Source organism: Propionicimonas sp., assembly GCF_047606205.1.
Taxonomy (GTDB): domain Bacteria; phylum Actinomycetota; class Actinomycetes; order Propionibacteriales; family Propionibacteriaceae; genus Propionicimonas.
The window spans coordinates 1-20,241 of sequence record NZ_JASGES010000162.1 but is presented as its reverse complement, the minus strand read 5'-3'; the positions used below and the strand labels follow the sequence as shown (position 1 = coordinate 20,241).

The 20,241-nt window shown below is 69.9% G+C and carries 15 protein-coding genes; 3 read left to right on the top strand and 12 right to left on the bottom strand.

The annotated features are described in order from the left end of the window. Together QM633_RS10280 and QM633_RS10275 are read right to left on the bottom strand one after the other, a co-directional pair. The coding region (locus QM633_RS10280; RefSeq protein ID WP_415153663.1) for a hypothetical protein at window positions 1-902 on the bottom strand (902 nt) is incomplete at its 3' end. A gap of 227 nt (window positions 903-1,129) precedes the next feature. Further along, window positions 1,130-2,449 (bottom strand): MFS transporter, encoded by a 1,320-nt coding sequence (locus QM633_RS10275; RefSeq protein ID WP_415153662.1) that lies wholly within the window; start codon window positions 2,447-2,449, stop codon window positions 1,130-1,132. Between the two features lie 400 nt (window positions 2,450-2,849). On the opposite strand from QM633_RS10275, the gene QM633_RS10270 reads away from it, so the two are divergent. The 3 genes from QM633_RS10270 (at window position 2,850) to QM633_RS10260 (ending at window position 5,353) form a co-directional block, all read left to right on the top strand. Beyond that, the gene (locus QM633_RS10270; protein ID WP_415153661.1) at window positions 2,850-3,731 is read left to right on the top strand and encodes a dihydrodipicolinate synthase family protein; all 882 of its coding nucleotides are present in this window, start codon (window positions 2,850-2,852) and stop codon (window positions 3,729-3,731) included. 20 nt (window positions 3,732-3,751) lie between these two features. Next, window positions 3,752-4,501 carry an alpha/beta fold hydrolase gene (locus QM633_RS10265; RefSeq protein ID WP_415153660.1) on the top strand — a complete coding sequence of 250 codons (750 nt, stop codon included), beginning with the start codon at window positions 3,752-3,754 and terminating at the stop codon, window positions 4,499-4,501. 189 nt (window positions 4,502-4,690) lie between these two features. Then, window positions 4,691-5,353 carry a GntR family transcriptional regulator gene (locus QM633_RS10260; RefSeq protein WP_415153659.1) on the top strand — a complete coding sequence of 221 codons (663 nt, stop codon included), beginning with the start codon at window positions 4,691-4,693 and terminating at the stop codon, window positions 5,351-5,353. A 28-nt stretch (window positions 5,354-5,381) separates the two neighbouring features. Here QM633_RS10260 and QM633_RS10255 read toward each other — a convergent pair whose 3' ends face one another. From QM633_RS10255 to QM633_RS10210, 10 genes are all read right to left on the bottom strand, one after another. Next, window positions 5,382-6,320, bottom strand: a complete 939-nt coding sequence (locus QM633_RS10255) for a DUF4862 family protein (protein ID WP_415153658.1) — start codon at window positions 6,318-6,320, stop codon at window positions 5,382-5,384. Between the two features lie 254 nt (window positions 6,321-6,574). Beyond that, a complete protein-coding gene (locus tag QM633_RS10250) occupies window positions 6,575-7,291 on the bottom strand; it encodes a hypothetical protein (RefSeq protein ID WP_415153657.1) in 717 nt (238 codons plus the stop codon). A gap of 269 nt (window positions 7,292-7,560) precedes the next feature. Continuing rightward, window positions 7,561-9,750 carry a glycoside hydrolase family 3 C-terminal domain-containing protein gene (locus tag QM633_RS10245; RefSeq protein ID WP_415153656.1) on the bottom strand — a complete coding sequence of 730 codons (2,190 nt, stop codon included), beginning with the start codon at window positions 9,748-9,750 and terminating at the stop codon, window positions 7,561-7,563. A 46-nt stretch (window positions 9,751-9,796) separates the two neighbouring features. Beyond that, window positions 9,797-11,167: a GH1 family beta-glucosidase gene (locus QM633_RS10240; RefSeq protein ID WP_415153655.1), complete on the bottom strand. Its 1,371-nt coding sequence runs from the start codon at window positions 11,165-11,167 to the stop codon at window positions 9,797-9,799. A gap of 91 nt (window positions 11,168-11,258) precedes the next feature. Beyond that, window positions 11,259-12,071 (bottom strand): ABC transporter ATP-binding protein, encoded by an 813-nt coding sequence (locus QM633_RS10235; protein WP_415153654.1) that lies wholly within the window; start codon window positions 12,069-12,071, stop codon window positions 11,259-11,261. After that, window positions 12,068-13,162, bottom strand: coding sequence for an ABC transporter ATP-binding protein (locus QM633_RS10230; RefSeq protein WP_415153653.1), 1,095 nt, complete (start codon window positions 13,160-13,162; stop codon window positions 12,068-12,070). The genes QM633_RS10235 and QM633_RS10230 overlap by 4 nt, the downstream gene beginning before the upstream one ends. Continuing rightward, entirely contained in the window at window positions 13,159-14,196 is a 1,038-nt protein-coding gene (locus tag QM633_RS10225) for an ABC transporter permease (protein ID WP_415153652.1), read from the bottom strand. The genes QM633_RS10230 and QM633_RS10225 overlap by 4 nt, the downstream gene beginning before the upstream one ends. Window position 14,197: 1 nt before the next feature. Next, window positions 14,198-15,205 (bottom strand): ABC transporter permease, encoded by a 1,008-nt coding sequence (locus QM633_RS10220; protein ID WP_415153651.1) that lies wholly within the window; start codon window positions 15,203-15,205, stop codon window positions 14,198-14,200. A gap of 24 nt (window positions 15,206-15,229) precedes the next feature. Beyond that, window positions 15,230-17,044: an ABC transporter substrate-binding protein gene (locus tag QM633_RS10215; protein WP_415153650.1), complete on the bottom strand. Its 1,815-nt coding sequence runs from the start codon at window positions 17,042-17,044 to the stop codon at window positions 15,230-15,232. Window positions 17,045-17,174: 130 nt separating this feature from the next. Continuing rightward, window positions 17,175-19,727 carry a glycoside hydrolase family 2 protein gene (locus tag QM633_RS10210; protein WP_415153649.1) on the bottom strand — a complete coding sequence of 851 codons (2,553 nt, stop codon included), beginning with the start codon at window positions 19,725-19,727 and terminating at the stop codon, window positions 17,175-17,177. Window positions 19,728-20,241 lie beyond the last annotated feature (514 nt).

Sequence of the window (20,241 nt, the reverse complement as noted above, 5' to 3'; positions counted from 1 at the left end):
GCAGCGCGGTCGAGCGCCCGAGCGCGCTCCGCGACGGACCGGCCCAGGCCCATCCTCGCCTCCCCCGCCCGCGGCGCACGGGCGAGGAGCCGGCTCACGATCCCTCGCGTCACGACGTCCTGGTAGTCCTCGCGGGAGGCGCCGCGGCCGCGTAGTTCGCGCGCGACGGCAGCCACCAGCGCCACTTCGTCGGCGGTCATCGAGCGGTTGCTGCGGTCGCCGGCCAGGCCGGGCGGAGGCTGGAGCAGTCCTGGCGGTAGGCCGAGGAGCGCCTCGACCACGCGCGGGGTGGCCTGTGCTCGCCCGGGGTCGGTGACGACGCAGGTGAGCGCGTCCGGGCCGACCGCGCGCGACCAGCGCTCGACGAGCCCGGCGTGGTCGAGGTGCCGGACCCGGCCGCGCCCGGCGGCGATCCCGTCCATGGTGGTGGCCGCCCAGTCGTCCAGAGTGCCGGGACGGCGTCCGGACTTCACCAGCTGCTGCCACTCCGACGGCAGCAGCGAGCGCAGCGGCCGCAGGCCCACCAGGACGTGCAGCGGGCCGCCGAGGCGCGCGCACAGGGCGGCCACCGCCTCGTCGTCGAGCACGGCGAGCCGTTCGTAGGAGAGCCAGATCCGGGCATTCCGCGGTGCCGCGGCCAGCTCGCGGAGCAGGTCGGAGCCGTGCCGGGGCGGCGCACCCGTGGCGTCCGTCCGCGCCCAGCCCCAGGTGAGGCCGGTCAGCGAGGCCATCGCCCACCGGTGGTTCAGGCCGCGGCCGGGATAGACCACGCCATGGGCGGCCAGCGCTTCGCGCCGGGTGGACGCCACGTGCTGGATCGCCGTCGTGCCGGTCTTGAACGGACCGATCTGCAGCAGCTTCGAGCCCGGCGCGAGCGGCGGCACGTCTGCGGGTTCGGCCATGCAGGGCAAGCTAGCCCGACGCGGTGGCCGGAGGGCGACGCCGACATGACGCGAGAGTGACGGGAACCCCGGGAACGAGCGACGTGCCCCGGCGCCCCGCGCGTCGGTGAGCCGCTCGATCCCGGTCGGGACGCCCCGCGGGACGGAGCCGGGGCTCGGTGCCCCAACTCCGTCCCGTCGTCGTGGTCGTCGCCAGGCCGGCTGCCGGACCGGAGAACCGGCTCGGGTCAGTCCAGCTCGAGGGGTTTCCGGGCCATGTCCTTGAAGGTGAAGGTGACCGCGATCGTCGCGACGGCCACGAACATCAGGATGTAGATCGGGAAGATCGTGATTCCCGTCGCCTTCACCAGCCAGGTGTCGAAGAACGGCGCCGTGCCGCCGAACGCCGCCACCGAGACGTTGTACGCGACCGAGAGCCCGGTGACGCGGACGGCGGCGGGGAACAACTCGACCATCGCCGTGAACGGGCCGCCGGCGTAGAAGCCGTAGATCAGTCCGAGCAGCAGGGGCCCGAGGATGATCCCCGCGATCGTGCCGTTGAGATACAGGCTGGCCGCGGGAATCCCCAGCACCAGATACGCCGCACAGGCGCCGATGATCACCGGCTTGCGTCCGACTCGATCCGAGAGGCGGCCGCTGACCAGGAGGGCGACAATCGCGGAGGCGTAGATCACCACCGGCGCTATCGACGCGACGTTGGACTTGCCGCCGGCTGCGGTCGAGGCCGCATTGGAGAAGTAGGTGACGATGGTGTAGCTGCCCATGTTGTGCATGGTGGCCAGGACCAGGCAGATCAGCATCAGCGGCGTGTACTTCTTGAACACCGTCGCCAGCGGCGCGTGATCGCGACGCTGCTCCTTGCGCAGTTCCACGAAGGTCGGGCTCTCGTCGATCTTCGTCCGAATCACGAATCCGACGATGCCCAGCGGCGCAGCGAGCAGGAACGGCACCCGCCACAGGCCGGAGGCCATGGTGTCGACCGATGTCGCCAGGGTCAGCGCGGCGACCAGACCGGACGCGGTGAGTCCCGCGATCATGGCCGAGATGTTCTGCCACGCGGTCACCCGACCACGGATGGCATCCGGGGCATGCTCGGCCAGGTAGGTCAACGAGCCGCCGATCTCGCCGCCCGCGGAGAATCCCTGCACCAGCCGGGCGATCACCAGGAGGATGGGCGCGGCCATCCCGATCGTCTCGTAGCCAGGAAGGATGCCCACCGCGAACGTCCCCACCGACACCGCGATCACGACGATCGCGAGTTGGCGACGACGTCCGATCCGATCGCCCAGCGCCCCGAAGAAGGCTCCACCGAGGGGACGTGCCGCGAACGTCACCGCGAACACGGCGAACGAGGACATCAACGCGGTGAGCGGGTCCTTCGACGGGAAGAAGCTCATCCCGATGTAGATCGCGAGATAGCCGTACAGGTTGTAGTCGAACCACTCCACGAAGTTGCCGACGCCGCCGCCGATCACCGCCTTGCGGAGTTTCGGGTCAGCACTGATCGAGGCCTTCCGGCTCCCCGACTCGGTTGCCGCCGTCGACATCACTGGGCCCTGCTCTCTTGACCAGGGCCCATGTCCGGACCGCCTGACTCTGACATTTTCCAACTCCCTTGTTGACGGCCCCCGAGGGGCGCTCCCAGGTAGGCGAGGCTGATCTTCGATTCGCTTACCGTTAACGGTTGACCACCGTACACCTGCGCCCAGGGTGGTGGAAGAGGCCCCGCACGGAGTGTTGCGAACCAGTCCGACCGACCGGGACGGCGCAGGGCAACACCGACCCTCCGCGGGACGGGACCGAACGCGTCCGCCTCGAGGCCACGCCCACCCGGCGGTTTGACGCACCGACGAGCCGGTGACAGGCTGTCAACCGTCAACCGTCAACCAGAGTTCCTGAACAGCGGACTCTGCGTTCACCGGGAACCGTCAACGAGAGGAGCGCGCCGTGAGCTCGCCGGAGTTCGAACTGATCTGCGCGCCGGTGACGCCCATCGATGATCGCGACGAGCTGGACCTCGCTGCCACCCGCCGATCCTTCGCATGGCTTCGTGACGCGGGCGTCACCCGGGCCCTGGTCCCTGGCACCACCGGCGAGTTCGTCACGCTGTCCGACGCCGAACGCGCCCGCGTGCTCGAGCTCGCCCTGGACGTGTTCGGACCACAGGGCGTGATCGCGCACATCGGTGCCGAGAGCAGCCATCACGCGCGCGCCCTCGCCGCGGACGCCATCCGCCTTGGGGCCACCGAGTTCTCCGCGATCACCCCCTACTACTTTCCGGCGGGGCCGCACGCCCTGACCTCGTACTACACCGATCTGCGAGAGGCCGTGGGCGCTCACCGGCTGTACGCCTATGTCTTCAGCGATCGGACCGGCGTCGTGGTGCCGCCCCCGGTGCTCGCGCGCCTCGCGGCGAGCGGCAGCGTGGACGGCGTGAAACTGTCCGGAGTCCCGACCCGAACCGTTCCGGACTACCAGGCGGTCGTCCCCGACGGCTTCCGCGTCTACTCGGGCAACGACGCCGACCTGTTCGAGCTGGCCGACGCGGGCGCGGCCGGTGTGGTCTCGGGAGTGTCCTCGGTGTTTCCTCGACCGTTCGTGGACGCGATCGGTACGCTCCGCAGGCAGGGTGCGCGCGCGGAGGCCGTCGAGGAACTCCAGGCCGCCGTCGCCGCGGTCTCGTTCGGCGACATCAGCGCGCTCAAGCTCGCCGGCTCCGTTCAGGGCCTGATGTCCCCCGCGGTGCGCGCGGCCGTCGAGCCGCTCTCCGAGGAGGCACGGGGCGCGCTGTTGCAGTACCTTTCCAGGCCGGCTCCCGTGGCGGTCTGAGCGACCGAGGCTGAGGGTCGATGCCGATCATCCTGCTGCACGGCCTCGGCGCCGATCGCTCCGAGCCGCTGGAACTGTTCGGGCCGGTGCTTCCGGCGGACCGGGCCGTCTTCGCGCCCGATCTGCGGGCGCATGGCCGATCCCGCGACGTCGGCGGCCCTGCTGCGTTCACCGCCGAGGCGCTCGCCACCGAACTGGCCCGCAGCGCAGCCGACTGGCTGGCCGACTGCGGCGAAGCCGGCCCAGTGACGATCCTCGGTATCTCTGCGGGCGCGATGCTCGCGCTGTGGCTGTGCCGGATGTCGGAGCTGCCGATCGAACGAGCGGTCTTCGTCAAGCCGGCGTTCACCGACACACCGTTTCCCGCCAACCTGATGGTCCTGAGCGAGATCGCAGAGCTCCTGCGCACCGAAGGGCCTGCCGGCGAAGCCCGGCTGCGCGAGACCGAGCGCTTCCGGGCGATTGCCGCGGCCAGCCCCCTGCTCGCCCGAAGTCTGCTGGCACAGTTCCGCGCGCCAGCGGCGGTCGAGCGGGCCGTCCGGCTGGCCGAGATCCCCCGGAATGTGGCATTTGCACCCGAACTCGCCCCGCCGAAGGCGGAGATGCTCGTCGTCTCCACCCGCGACGACCCGGTGCACCCCACGGAGGTGGCGGACCTGTGGTCGAACCGCCTCCCGACCGCCGCCCGAGCCGACGTGCCGTCCCGCGACCTTGATCTCGAACGCTACCGCAGCGCCATCCGGCGCTGCGTGGAGGGCTGGCTGAGCTGAGCACGCGCGAACGGTCTGGGGTCTGCAGGCGGTGCTCCCTGGCGCGCCGCGCCCCCGAACCGGACACTCCGCGGTGGTAACCTCTGGAGGCATCGCGTGGGTCCAGATCGGGCGGTCCTCGTCCTACGCCTCCGCCCTGCGGCAAGGTGGGGCTGTTTTCGACGAGTCCAGAAGGTGGGAGCAGCGACGGTGGCCCGGCAAGTTCGACTGGGATCGCTCGGCGAGCGTCTGACCGATGACCTCCGACTGCTCATCGTCAGCGGTCGCATCCCCGTCGGTGAGAGGCTGGTCGAGGATTCGCTGGCCAGCGAGTACGACGTCAGCCGCGGGCCCGTCCGAGACGCCCTCCGAACCCTCGGCCAGGAGGGCCTGATCGCCGGACGCCGCCAGGGCTACGTGGTTCGCGGACTCACTGCAGACGATGTGAGTGAGTTGTACACCGTCCGCAGAGCCCTCGAGGGCCTGGCCATCCACATCCTCGCCGAGCGCCCCGCCGAGAGCGTCGACTGGACGCTGACCGACGCCGCGCTGGCCGCGATCCACGAAGCGGCCGAAGCCGGCGACGAGCACGCGTTCTCCCAGCGGGACCTCGACTTCCACACCACCCTCTACGAGGCCACCGGCAACACCCGGCTGTCCGGACTGTGGGAGGTGATCCGGCCGACCTTCGCGGCCATGTTCGAGATCACCAGTTCGCACAACCTCGACCTGCACGCATCCTGGAACGAGCACACCCAGATGCGCGACCTGATCCGTTCCGGCGACGACGACGCCGCGCAGGCCTATCTCGCCCGCCACCTCGCTGGTTCCCAGGCGCGCATGACCGAGGCGCTCGCCCTGATCGGCACCTGATTCGTCGATCGCCCGGCCCCGGCCGCGTTCAGCGCGGCCACGCATCGTCCAGCGCGCTCAGTGCGGCGCGGACGGTGGCGAGCCGCTGATCGAGCGACGCCCCGGCCGGACGGACCCCGACCTTCACGCCGTCGAAGGCCAGCCCCGAACCGGCCGCCCGGCGCGCGGCTGCCAGCCGGGCCCGGGTGAGCAGCGAAGCGGGTGCACCCATGCCCGGCTCGGCCCGGATGCCGGCATGCGCGTCGGCCCAGGCCGGCCCGAAGGGACTGTCCCGATCACAGGCGCCGGAGAACAGCAGGCCCCGGAGCAGTCCGGTGTCCCGAGCGCAGATCACCTGCTCCAGCACATCGGGGCTGCGAGCCTCGATCGCGGACCGGCCCCAGTTGAGCGCGATCCCCCATCCGTTCTTGGGGGCGGCCATCGCCGCCATCGCGGAGATCTCGTCCGCCAGGGGCAGGAAGCCCTTCTCGTGATGCCCGTCGGGACGCGCCGCGTCGCAGTGCTCGAGCACCACGACGGCGCCGGCCCAGTCCCATCCGGAGATCTCCTCGAGGCTCCTGGCCAACGCCATCCGCCGCTGTGGCGTGGCGGCGCCCGCCGGCGCAGAGGGGATCTCGACCGCGCGGATCAGCTGGTGCCGTCCACCGGAGTTGACGTCGACGACGAGCCTTCGGGCAGTGTCCGCGAGCCGCAGCGCGCCCTGGCGTCCTCGTTCGACCGCTGAGGAGAGCCCGAAGTCGGGATCGTGAGCGATCGCCTCCATCGTCGCCGGGAGCAGGGTGAGCACGTGCCGGCAGCCCGGCGGGGCGTCGGCCCACAGCCAGTCGCTCGACCAGCGGCTCCCCGGGGGCCCGAAGGGAGCCTCGAAGCCGTCGACGCGAGAGTCGGCCCAGAGTTCCGAATAGAAGGCGCGGCGCTCTGCCGGTGGCTCGGGAGCCGCGGCGTAGGCGCCCACCACCCTGATCATCCGAAGCGAGTCCGCGTCCCTCGACGGCCCGGCTGCGTTCAATGCCACCCTCCCTCGCTTCGGCCTTTCTGCTAACCGTATACCGTTAACGACTGTCTGAACCGAGGGTGGCCGCGTGGGGCCGCTGGCGTGCATCACCGAACTCCGCACGGGGCTTCCTGGACTCCGGGCGCATGCGAATGCTCTGCCCGAAGCCACGGAGCGGTCCGGGTCGTGGCGGGCCGGTCACGGTCCAGCCAGGCCAGGCCTCGCGATCAGCGCAGGCGACCCGCCGGCCGCCAGGCAAGGCTGACCACAGCCCCGGCCGGACCGGCGACGTCGGCCAGCCGGTACTCCGCCGAGGCGCCCTCGACCCTGGCGAAGCCGGAACCGAAACGCACCTGCGCCGGATCGACCCGGAGGCCGAGGCCCGCGGCCTTCAGCACGGCCTCGACCTGGGTCCATCGGCGGAGGGCCGCGTCCGGCGGCACGCTGAGCAGGCGGGCGAGATCGTCCGCGCGGACGGGATCGATCCGGTCCGCCTCCACGTCCACCCCGAGCCGGGTCACGCGCGCTGCCGCCGCCACGGCTGCCACCACCAGCCCCTCGGTGTAGGCGACGGACGCCAGCGCAGCCACCCCGCGAACGGCCACCGGCCCGTGATCGCCGCCACAGCGGACGCACGGCGCGGTGTCCACCGACCAGGCCGAGGAACCGGGAACCAGCTCTCGGAGCAGCGCCCCGATCAGGCCGCGGCCCGTGCGGAAGGCACGGGCACGCGCAGGGGGCGCGGCCGCCACCCGCCGCGCGTCCACGGCGCCGAGCCGAACCTCGTCACCCAGTCCGCTGCCGGGCGCCGCCCAGCCGACCAGGATCCCCTCGGCGACCACCCGGTGGGCGAAGGGCTCCCCCACCCGCGCGACGTCGGGAAAGGCCCACAGCGAGCGGACGACGACCTCGTCGACCAGCTTGCCCTCCGCCTCGTCAGCCACGGGTCAAGAGTGGGCCTCGCAATCCCCCACGACAAGCACCGCCACGGCCGGGGACGGTTCCTTTCCCGTTCGCGGGTCCGTCCCTTTCCCGTTCAGGGGACGGTTCCTTTCCCGTTCAGGGGACGGTTCCTTTCCCGTTCACGTGTCCGTCCCTTTCCCGGTCAGGACCAGCGATGGGCTCGTGAACGGAAGCGGGGACGGACCAGCGAACGGAATCAGAACCGTCCCCGACCCGGGTCAGGCACTCGGGCGAACCGTCCCGGGGACGGTCAGGCGCGGGCGGCGTTCACCTGGGCGAGCAACTCCTCGAACTCGGACTGGCGCTGGCCGCTGAAGCCGACCAGGGCCGCCAGCGGCATCGACTCCATCATCCGGATCAGGTCGGGGTCGCCGGTGAAGATGTCGCCGGCGAGTTTCGCGACGATCTCCGCGAAAGCGGGGACGGCCATCCCCTCCGCCACCGTCGAGCCCAGCGTGAGCGGACGGAACGGCTCGTTGCCGGCGACGGCGACCGTGCCCGAGAGCCGAAGGTCGCGACTGGACGACCCCACCTCGACGGTGTAGTCGCCACCCTCGACCACCCACGCGTGGTCGGCCACGCTCCAGTAGGCGAGTTCCGAGGAGGGCACGAACACCTCCACCCTCCCGGACGCGCCCGGCTCGAGCGTCACCGACGCGAACCCCTTCAACTCCCGCGGCACCCTGGTCACCCTCGACGCGCCGATCGACGCGTAGACCTGCACGACCTCCCGTCCGGCGCGAGCGCCGGTGTTGGCGACCGTCAGGGCCACCCGCACGCCCCCGTCGGCAACGGTCAGCGACAGATCGGAGTAGGCGAAGGTGGTGTACGACAGCCCGTGGCCGAACGGGAACGCGACCTCGATACCGGAGGCGTCGTAGCCGCGGTAGCCGACGAACAGCCCCTCGCCGTAGCGGACGCCCGTGTCGTCCCCGGGGAAGTTGAGGTAGCTCGGGGTGTCCTGCAGCCGGCGCGGGATCGTCTCGGTGATCTTCCCGGACGGGTTGACCGCGCCGTAGAGCACGTCGGCGATTGCGCGTCCGCCGCCTTGGCCGAGCAGCCAGCCCTCCACGACCGCCCGAACCCTGTCGGCGAACGGCAGCAGGACCGACGAGCCGTTGCTGAGCACGACGACCACGTTGGGGTTCACCGCGAGGATGTCGTCCAGCAGCGCCAGCTGCTCGGCGGGAAGGTCCGCATTGTCGCGGTCGTAGCCCTCCGACTCGTGGTTCTCCCCCAGCCCCAGGAAGGCCAGCACGACGTCCGCGTCCCTGGCGACCGCGACCGCGTCCTCGTGGGCAGTCGGCGACAGCTCCTGGCCTGCGGCCGTCGTGAATCCCGGCGCGAACGGGACGTCGTGCCCGACGAGTTCGCGGATCGCGGCCAGCGCGTTGTCCAGCCGGGTCGGGTTCACCCGGGACGAGCCGGCGCCCTGGTAGCGGGGCGTCCGGGCGAACTCACCCACCACGGCCACGGACACGTCGGGCGCCAGCGGCAGCACGCCGTCATTGGACAGCAGCACGACGCACTCGCGGGCGATGCGCCGGGCGAGCTCGTGGTGGGCATCGACGTCGAAGGAGTCCGGAGCGCCATCCAGGCTGGCCGCCGCCCTTTTCACGATCGCCTCGACCCGGCCGAACGCCTGATCGATGGTCGCCTCGTCGATCTCGCCCGCAGCGAGGGCCGTCGCCACGGCCTCCGCGTGCGACCGGTTCGCCGGCATCTCCAGGTCGAGGCCGGCCTTGAGCGCGCGGACGCGGTCCCAGACCGCGCCCCAGTCCGACACGACGACGCCCTCGAAGCCCCACTCGTCGCGGAGCACCTCGGTGAGCAGCCAGTGGTTCTCGGACGCGAACGTCCCGTTCACCTTGTTGTAGGAGCACATGATCGTCCACGGCTGGGCCGTCAGCACGACCCGGCCGAAGCCGCGCAGGTAGATCTCGCGCAACGTCCGCTCGTCCACCTGGGAGTCCCTGCGCATCCGGTCGGTCTCCTGGTTGTTCGCCGCGAAGTGCTTCACCGACGTCCCGATGCCCTGGCTCTGGATTCCCCTGACGAGGGCGGCGGCGAGTTCTCCCGCCACCAGGGGGTCCTCCGAGAAGTACTCGAAGTTGCGTCCGCACAGTGGCGAACGCTTGATGTTCAGGCCCGGCCCGAGCAGGACGCCGACGCCGAGAGCCCTGCACTCCTCGCCGAGCGCGACACCGACCTCGGTGAGCGCGTCCGGGTTCCAGGAGGACGCGAGTCCGACCGCGGGCGGGAAGCAGGTCGCGGGTTCGGAGGCGTTGATCCCGACATGGTCGCTCGACCCGGTCTGCTTGCGGACGCCGTGCGGGCCGTCGGTCCACATCAGTTCGGGGATGCCGGCCTCGGGCACCGCGGGCGTGTGCCAGAAGTCCGACCCTCCGGTCAGGCTGATCCTGGCTTGGACATCCACCATCTTCCACTCCTCCGTGACGACGTTCCTGCAAAGACTCCCGGCCCGGTCAGGCGCTCGCCGCGTCCTCGACGCGACCGGTGCGGGCGACCCGGGCGAACCAGAGCGCGCTGGCCTTCGGGATCCGGCGCAGCTCCTCGTCGACGCGGACCAGGCCGAACCGCTTGGCGTAGCCCATCGCCCACTCGAAGTTGTCCATCAGCGACCACGCGAGGTAGCCGCGCACGTCGGCGCCCGCGTCCATCGCCTGGCGGACGGCGCGCAGGTGCGAGCGCAGGTAGTCGATCCGATCGGTGTCCTCGACGAAGCCGTCGGGGTCGGCGTGGTCGTCCATCGCCGCACCGTTCTCGGTCACCACCAGTGATGCGCCGGCCGGCCCGGTGTAGGTGTCGTGCAGCCGCACCAGCAGGTCGCGCAGCCCGCCGGGGTCGATCTCCCAGCCCATGTCGGTGACCGGAAGGTCGCGCAGCACCTGGACCGCGTCCGGGGCGCTGATGTGCGGGGTGGGGACGTCGGCGACCTCCCCGGCGCGGAACACGTTGGTGGAGTAGTAGTTCACACCCACCACGTCGATCGGGGAACTGATGGACGCCAGGTCGCCGTCGCGGACCAGGTCGGCCGGCCAGTACTCGGTGAGGTCGTCGAGCACGTCGGCCGGGTAGTGACCCGTGGTGACCGGCTCGATGAAGAACCGGTTGTTGGTCCCGTCGACCCGGCGCGCGACGTCCACGTCGGCGGGACGGTCGGAGGCAGGAAGCGCGGGCGTGAAGTTCAGCGTGACGCCCAGCGTCGCCGACGGGTCGGCCGCCCGCAGCGCCTCGATCGTCCGGCCGTGGGCGAGCAGCAGGTGGTGGGCGGCCCGGATCGAGTCGGCGATGTCGGTCTCCCCCGGGGCATGGACGCCGGCCGCATAGCTGAGGAAGGACGAACACCAGGGCTCGTTCAGCGTCGTCCAGGTGCGGACGCGGTCGCCGAGCCGGTCATGCAAGGCCATCGCGTAGTCGACGAACCGGGACGCCGTGTCGCGGTTCTTCCAGCCGCCGGGCAATACGGCCGGCAGGTCCCAGTGGTACAGCGTCAGCCACGGCTGGACGTCGTGGGCGAGCAACTCGTCGACCAGCCGGGAGTAGAAGTCCATGCCGGCGGGCAGGATCGTCCCGTCGTCCAGCACCCGCGGCCAGCAGACCGAGAACCGGTAGGTGTTCATGCCGAGGTCGCTGATCAGCTGCACGTCCTCGGCGAACCGGTGGTAGTGGTCGCAGGCGAGGGTCCCGTCCTCGCCGCCGGCGATCGCCCCCGGCACCCGGCAGAACACGTCCCAGATCGAGTCCTGCTTGCCGCCGGAGTGGACGGCACCCTCGATCTGGTAGGCCGAGGTGGCCGAGCCCAGCAGGAACCCCTCGGGGAAGTCGAAACTCATCGGTGATCCTTCCACGCCCTCGTGCCCACCGACGGGTCGGGAGCTCGGCCGGCTGTGGACGGCTCAGCTGCTGACCCCTCGGGGAGTGGGCTCAGTCCCTGCGGGCCTTGAGACTGCCCTTGAGGTCGGGCACGTCGGACAGCAGGCGCTTGGTGTAGTCGTTCTTCGGGCTGAAGATCACGGCGTCCGTCGTGCCGCGCTCGACGACCAGCCCGTGCTCCATCACGACCACCTCGTCGGCGAGGTAGCAGGCCTGGCCGATGTCGTGGGTGATGAACAGGACGGTCAACCCCAGGTTGGCGCGCAGGTCCTGCAGGACGTTCAGCGCGCTCACGCGCAGCGACGCGTCCAGCATCGACGTGGCCTCGTCGGCCAGCAGCACCTTCGGGTTCATCATCAGCGCGCGGGCGATCATCACGCGCTGCCGCTGGCCGCCGGAGAGCTGGTGGGGGTACTTGTTCACGCAGTCGGCGGGTTTCAGCCCGACATAGCCCAGGCAGGTCTCGATGAGCGCATCGAGGGTCTCCTTCTCCAGCCGCTCCGCCCCCATGCCGCGGCGCAGCGTGTGGCCGATGGTGAAGAACTGGTTGAAGGAGGCGAACGGGTCCTGGAAGACCGCCTGCACGTCGCGCCAGTAGGAGCGCAGCTCCGCGCCGGAGATGTTCGTGACGTCCTTGCCCTGATAGGTGATCGTGCCGGAGGTGACCGGCAGCAACCGCAGCAGCATCCGGGCCAGCGTCGACTTGCCGGAACCGGACTCGCCCACCACGGCGAGCACCTTCCCGGCATGGAAGTCCACGCTGACGTCGTCGACGGCGGTGATGTGGCCGCCCGCGACCCGGAACTGCTTGGTCACATGGCTGGCCGAGAGGACGGGGCCCGCGCCCGGCTGGGAGTCGCTCATGCCTGGTTCACCTCCATCGGGACGGTCTCGAACGCGTGCTCGTTCGCCCACCAGCAGGCCACGGAGTGGTCGCGCTCGTGCAGGTACTCGGGCTCCTTGACGCTGCACTCGGGCATCGCGAACTTGCACCGGGGATGGAACCGGCAGCCCGAGGGCGGGTTGGCCAGGTTCGGTGGTGAGCCCGGGATCCCGAACACATGCTTGGTGCGGGTCTCCTGGGTCGGGTCCAGCACCGAGGAGAGCAGGGCCGAGGTGTAGGGGTGTCGCGCGTTGTGCACGAGTTCCTCGGTCGGGCCCGCCTCGACGATCTTGCCCGCGTACATGATCGCCAGTCGGTCGGTGACCATGCTCAGCACCGGCAGGTCGTGGGTGATGAAGATCACCCCGCGCATGATCCTCGCCTCCACCATCGCCAGCAGCATCTCGATCAGTGCCTTCTGGCTGGAGACGTCGAGCGCCGACGTCGGCTCGTCCGCGATCAGCAGGGCGGGGTTCAGCAGCGTCGAGATCACGGTCACCATGCGTTGCTTCATGCCGCCGGAGAGCTGGTGGGCGTAGGAGTCGAGCACCCGGGTGGGCATCTCGAGCATCTTCAGCCGGTCGCTCGCGCGGTCCAGCGCCTCCGCCTTCGTCGTGCTCCTGTTGTGGGCGCGCATCACGTCCACCACCAGGTCGCGGATCCGCAGGGTCGGGCTGATCGCGTTCATCGCGCCCTGCGGCAGCAGCGACACCGTGGCGCCACGGTAGGGGCGGTGCCGCTGGTTCGAGGACTTCGACAGCGTGGACAGGTCGATCTCCTGGCCGTCGATCTCCATCCGGCCGGCCACCACGTAGAGCGGCGGGTTGGCGATCATGGCCAGCGTGCTGCCCAGCGTCGTCTTGCCGCAGCCGGACTCGCCCGCCAGGCCGAGAATCTTGCCCTCGGGCACCTCGACCGTAACGTTGTCGACGGCAGGGACGTCCTGGCCGCTGTCGGCGGCGTACACCGAGGTGACGTTGGTCGCCCGCATCAGAATGCCGCTCACCGCGGGGCCCCCGGGCAGCGGTTCGGAGGAAGGCAACCCGGGAGAAGAACTCTGTGGGGTGCTCATGCGGCCACCTCCCTGGGCTGGTCGATCTGTTCGGCCAGCTTGCGTGCGGCCTCCTCGCGGCGCTTGGCGGCAGCCGCGAGATTCTTCTTCTTGCCGCGGCGCAGGCGCGGGTTGAACACCTCGTCGAGCGAGGACTGCAGGTACAGCAGGCCGAAGCTGATCAGGGTCAGGACGATGGTCGGCGGCAGGAACGCCCACCAGGCACCGGTGGCCACCGCCTGGAACGCGAGCGCCCAGTGCAGCTGCATGCCGAGGCTGTTGGTGCCGGAGGGGCCCAGGCCCAGCATCGAGAGGGTCGACTCGGCGAGGATGGCGCTGGCCAGCTGCAGCACCCACGCCATCACCACGTAGCTGGCCAGGTACGGCAGCACGTCGAAGAGGAGGATGCCGGGCGTGCGGGCGCCGGAGAGCTTGGCCACGTCGATGTGTTCGCGCGTGGCCACCGAACTCGCCTGGGCTCTGACGGCTCGGGCCGTCCAGGGCCAGGACGTGAAGCCGATCACGAGCGCGAGGCCGACGATGCCCTTCAGGAAGGGGATGTCGGTGCTCTGCAGCGACATCGAGATGAGGATCAGGATCACGATCGAGGGGATCGCCAGCACGATGTTGGTGAAGCCCATCAGGAGCTCCTCCAGCCATCCGCCGACGTAGCCGGCGAGGATGCCGATCGCGACGCCGACCACGGTGGCGAGCGTGCCGGCCAGCAGACCGTTGATCAGGGAGTTCCTCGTGCTGGCCATCAGCACGGCGATCACGTCGTAGCCGAAGTTCTCGGTGCCCAGCAGGTGCTGCGCGCTCGGCGCGTCGTACAGCGAGCCGACCTTCTCGTCCGGCCCGAAGGGGTAGACGAGGGGGCCGACGAAGGCCATCACCGCGATCACGACGATGATGCCGACCGAGACCCACAGGCGGGGCCCGAAGTTGAGGCTGCGCCACGCGGGCTTCGGCCTGGTGCCCTTGGGGGCGTCCGGCTCGGCCGGGACGAGCGGGCCCTCGGCCTCGGCGGTGACGGCGTTGCTCTGGATGTTCGTCATGTCACTTCTCCCCGGACTTGGCGGCACGGATCCGCGGGTCGATGAACCCGTAGAGGACCTCGACGAGGTAGTTGGCGACGAGGACGGCCACCGTGATGATCAGGGTCACCGCCTGCACGACCGGGTAGTCGTTGGAGGAGATCGCGTTGAACAGCAGCGTGCCCATGCCGGGGTAGCTGAACACCAGCTCGGTGATCAGGGCGCCGCCGACCATGGTGCCGATGCTCAGCGCCAGGCCGGTGATCTGGGGAAGCATGGCGTTCTTGAAGATGTAGCCGGTCATCTTGCTGTCACCGATACCGAGGCTGCGGGAGTAGTTGACGTAGTCCGAGCCGAGTTCGTAGATCGCCATCGAGCGCATGCCGACGGCCTGGCCGCCGATGTTGATCAGCAGCAGGGACAGGAACGGCAGCCACCAGTACTGCAGGGCGTCGGAGAAGAAGTCCCAACTCCACTCCGGGGAGTTGCCCAGCGAGTACGCGCCACCGGGAGGGAACCAGCCGAGCACCACGGCGAGGCCGTACAGCAGGATGATCGACAGGCAGTAGTAGGGCATCGAGTTGAACACCAGCGAGGTGGTGAAGACCGACTTGTCCCAGGCGCCGCCCTTGTACGCGGCGACGGCGCCCAGGAGGTTGCCGATGATCCAGCCCAGCAGGATGGCGGGGATCTGGAGCACCAGGGTGAACGGCAACGACTGGCTGATCAGATCTGACACGGGCGTCGGGTAGAAGGAGAACGACTTGCCCAGGTTCCCTTGGAGGATGCTGGTCACATAGGTGACGAACTGGTTCCACAGGGGCTGGTCGAGCCCGAACTCCTTCATGAACTGCTCGTAGATCTGTCTCTGTGCCTCGGAACTCAGGCCGCCCTGGCCGAGCCCGGACACAATCACGTCGACCGGGTTACCCGGGATGAGCCGGGGTAGCAGGAAGTTCAGCAACACTGCTACCACCAGCGCACCCAGGTACCAGACGGTCTTGCTCGCCAGATAGCGCCGCAGACCCATGGTGCTCCTACCTCGTCGTGTGTGTCAGCCGGCGATCTTCTGGATCTTGTACATCCAGGTGTTCCCGGCTCCACGGAACATGGGAGGAGCGTAGCTGTTGTTCTCGTCCGGCCAGTTGTAGAAGTTGGTCGCGTTGTATTCGTAGAACTCGTCAGGCCGGTACATGATCGGGCAGGCCGGCACCTCCTTGCGGTACAGCGCGTCCAGCTTGTCGTAGGCGGCCTTCTTCGCGGTGTCGTCCGTGGCCTGGGCGGCCTCGGTCAGCATCGCCTCGACCTCGGAGTTCTTCCAGCGGCCGTAGTTGGCGAAGGTGGTCTTGCCGATCGGCTGCACCTCGGACTGGCTCATGATGTCCTTGAACCGGGCCCACGGCGTGGCCGGGTTCACACCGGACACGTACCAGACGGCCAGGTCGAACGTGCCGCCCTGGATCTGCTGGGTGCAGTCGGCCTGCTGCGGGAAGTTCGTCGCGCAGTCGATGCCGATCGCCTTCAGGCTCTTGGCGATGATCTCGCAGGACGCGTTCCAGTCGGTCCAGCCGGTCGGGGTGATCACCTTCCACGGTCCCAGCCGGGTGCCGTCGAGGGTGTAGATGCCGTCGGAGCCCTTGGTGGCGCCGGCGTCGGTGAGCAGCTTCTCCGCCGCGGCAGCGTCGTACTTCCAGCCGTTGGCCTCGGCATCGGCCTTGTTGAAGAACTTCTCCTCCGCGCCGCTGGGCAGGATCAGGCTGGCCTGGACGGTGTCGGTGTAGCCGGACATGGCCGTGTCGGCGATGGACGCGTAGTCGATCGCGGACGCGATGGCCTTGCGCACGGCCGGGTTGTCGAGGCCCTTCTTGGTGGTGTTCATGAGCAGCATCGGCATCGAACCGGGCACGAAGTACGGCTTCTCCTTGAGGTAGGTGCCGACCGGCTTGCCGCCCTCCCACATCTTCCAGATCTGGGAGACGAACTGCTGCATGATGTCCAGCTCGCCGGCCTGGAACTTGATGTTGCCGTCCTCGTTGGACTTGAAGATCGGGTGGATGATCTGGCTCATCACCGGGGAGCCACCGTAGAAGGTCTTGCCCCAGTAGCTGGCGTTGGCGGCGAGCACGACCTGGGTCTGGTCGGCCTTGCCGAGGGTGAACGGCCCGGTTCCGATCGGCTTGTCGATCACCTCGGTGGGCAGCTTGTCGTCGGCGATGCTGCCGAGCTGCGACTGCGGAAGCACGTAGTTCTCGGTGAGCATGCGCAGCACGTTGGAGACGTTCTTGGACTTCTGGTTGACCTTGATCACCACGGTCTTGTCGTCGGTGGCCTCCATCGAGTCGGCGAGCTGCCAGAACGACGCCACGCTGATCCCGGAGTTCTTCTTGCCGAGCTCGTAGGAGAAGACCACGTCCTTGGCCGTACAGGTGGAGCCGTCGGAGAAGGTGACGCCGTCCTGCATGGTGAGGGTGACGCTGTCGGTGCCGCTCACCTCGTACTTGGAGCAGATGCCGGGCATGATCTCGCCGGTGAGGATGTTCCAGCGCAGCGGGGTCTCGTAGATGATCTGCATGACGTTGGCGGCCGCCGGCCAGGCGGCGGTCGGCGACAGCGGGTTGAAGGTCGCCGGGGCGCCCCACTGGAAGCCGGCGATGAGCAGGGCGTCGGCGGTGGCGCCGGAGCGGCCCTTGCCGACCTGGCCGTTGTTGCCGATGCCGGGCTTCACGCCCGCCGAGGTGCTGCCGCCCGCGGTGCTGTTGCCGGTGGTGTTGCCGCCCGCGCAGGCCGCGAGGGCCAGGCCGCCGGCCACGATGCCGCCGAGCTTGATGAAGGAGCGCCGCGACGGCTTCTCGAAGATGGACTCTGACATGTGTTTACCTCCATTGGTTCGGCCCGCCAGTGGGCCTCAATGAGTGGTTGGTTGGGTTGTCTGTACTGCAAGGACACTGCGTGTTGCTTCGACGTCCCGGCCCTGAGCGGGCCGACTGCTCAGGGCACCCTCATACGGCCTCACTCGGGGTCAGTGGGTTCGTGAGGGACCTCAGGGCCGGCCGGGCGGTGAGCGCGGCCAGGTCGTCGTCGGCGAACGTGCCGGTGACGGTGAAGACGTGCCGCTCGCCGGGGAACAGGTCGACGGCGAGGCTGTCGGTGACGGCGTTCTCGTCGACCCGGTCGGGGAACAGGCACAGCGTGCGGAGGAACGAGCCCGCGGTGACGGTGACCTCCACGCCGTCGGCGGTGCGGACGACCGACGCGTCGAGCTCGGCGGGCGGGAGCTGCGCGTCGACGTCCTCGACGAGCAGCTTCACGGCACGTTCCGCGCCGTCCAGGGTGACGACCAGAGCGAGTTCGTCGGTGGGGACGTCGGTGGCGTCCGGGGCGAGGGGCACGTCCACCTTCGAGCGGACCGGGACGAGCTTGGACATCGAGAACGTCCACAGCACCTCGCCGGAGAGGCGCCGGAGCTGGACGGTGCCGTTGGCCACCCAGTCGCTGATCCCGTCGTTGACGAGCACCGCGCGCCAGCCCTCCGCGTCGTGCTGCAGCGTGGCCAGCCGGTCGGCGTAGGCCGATCGCACCGCGTACCACAGCGGCTTGCGCCGGGCGACGGCGTTGCCGGCCGCGTCGATACCCAGGTCGAGGGCCGCCCAGGAGGTCACCGGCCAGCAGTCGTTGAGTTGCCACACGATCGAGCCGAGGCAGCGTCCGCGGAGCGAGCGCCAGCGCTCGATGCCGTAGCGGACCGCGCGGGCCTGCTGCAGCTGCATGGCGAACAGCCACTCATCGAAGTGCTCCGGGCCCTCACCGGGCAGCGGCAGGTGGCCCTGGATCCCCGTGTTGAGCTTGGTGTTGCCGCCGGCGGCCTTCTGGTGGGCGAGCATCGCCACCGAGGTCGCGCTGCGGTCGGCCGGCTCGAGGGTGCGCGCCCAGGTGGCCCAGGTCGCCGGACCCTGGTAGCCGAACTCGGAGACGAACCGGGGCGAGTAGTCGTCGTAGCCGGTGTAGTCGCGTTCGTTCCACACGTCCCAGATGTGCATGCAGCCGTAGTCGGGGCTGTTCGGGTGCACGTCGTTGACGCCGGACGACGGGCTGCCCGGCCAGTACGGACGGGTCGGGTCGAGCTCGGCGACGATCTTCGGGAACAGGTCGTAGTAGTAGCCGGCCCCCCAGGACTTCCCGTCGAGCTTGCTCTCCCAGTCCCAGTCGAAGTAGCCCCAGCTGCACTCGTTGTTGCCGTTCCACAGCGCCAGGGACGGGTGCGGGGACAGCCGACGGACGTTGTCGCGAGCCTCGGCCTCGATCTCGGTCGCGAACGGCTCCTCCTCCGGGTAGGCCGCGCACGCCAGGCAGAAGTCCTGCCACACCATCACGCCGAGCTCGTCGCAGGCGTCGTAGAAGGCGGCCTGCTCGTAGATGCCGCCGCCCCAGATCCGGAGCAGGTCGACGCCGGCGTCCCTGGCCTGCTGGACGCGTTCGCGATAGCGCTGCGCCGTGATCCGGCTGGGGAAGCAGTCGTCGGGAATCCAGTCCATGCCGCGGGCGAACAGCTGGACGCCGTTCACGCGGAAGCCGAAGGTCGCGCCGTTGCCGTCCGCGTCCGGGGTGGTGTCGAGGTCGACGGTGCGGAAGCCGGTCCGGCGCTGCGCGGTGTCGAGGATGGCCTCGTCGTCGTGGAGGACGACCTCGACGTCGTAGAGCGGCTGGGCGCCGACCGAGTGCGGCCACCACGGCGAGACATGGCTCATGGTGACGTCGACGTCGACGAAGTCCTCGGTCGCGGGGAGGACGACCTCGGCGTACTCCTCGCCGCGGCGGACCCGCACGGTCATGGCACCGAAGCGCGTGTAGCCGGCGAGCTGGGCGGAGACCCGCAGGTGCCCGGTCCAGTCGCCGGAGGCGGTCTCCTCGGCGGTGGCGAAGAGGGCCAGGTCGGCGATCCGGGCCCGGTTCCAGCTGCGCACGCCGATCGCCTTCCAGATCCCGGCGGTGACCAGGCGTGGCCCCCAGTCCCAGCCGAAGTTGCAGGCCATCTTGCGGACGAGGTTGTACGGGTCGCGCTCGACATGGATGCGCTCGCCGACCGCCGCGGCCATCTGGGCCGCGTACTCCCCGACGGGCGCGAAAGTGATCTCGACGATGTTGCGGCCCGGACGCAGGTTCGGCAGGGCGAAGGCGTTGCGACGGTGCATGTTGACCGAACGTCCCACGCTGGTGCCGTTGCAGAACACCTCCGCGACCGTGTCCAGGCCCTCGCAGAGCAGTTCGGCGTGCTCGCGGGTGAGTTCCGGCGCGCCCACGTCCAGGTGGAACTCGCAGCGGTAGGTCCACGCCTGCTGCCCGATCCAGTGCTGGTCGTCCTCCGCGGTGCCCAGGTAGGGGTCGGCGATCAGGCCGGCGGCGAGCAGGTCGGTGTGGACGACACCGGGGACGGTGGCCGGGACGCCGGCGAGTGCCGCCCGCAGGTCCTCCGGGACGAGACCGAATGCCTCGATCGACGAATCCGCATGAACGGTCCAGCGCGCTCCCGCGAGATCCAGCCACCCCTGCTCCACGAGTCCTCCTCGACCCTTGCACCCCGGCGTGCTCCCCCGGCATCGTCCGGGGCTGGCAATGACCGCGCTCTCATGCGGTCGGGACGAACGTTAGCACCGACCGCAAACGCTCTCATCAGACTTTGCAGACACGTGTCCGATTCGTTATCAGTCCGAGACCTGCGCAGCGGGGGACGCGTTTCCCCACGCCGGGGAGTGAATACGTTTCAAAAAGCCCGCGCCCGGGCATCGCCCGCGTGCGCGGCTCATGGCGCCGGCCCGCAGCGGGCGCCCAGGAGTGCGCAGGCCCGCATCGGCGCGGGCGGGAGATCCCGTCGAACGGGTGTCCGGCTGCTGGGACGAGGCACCGATCCGTCCCCTGTGAAGGGGCGGCGTGGTCCGGTGCCGGTTCGGGCGAGGACGTCGGCGCGACCCGGCCCGGTGAGTCCTGGCGGGCGGCCGCCTCAGGCCCTGGGACCCTCGTCGGTGACCGGCGGGGCCGGCTGCGGCTGCGGGGCCGCGGCCGGCGGCACGG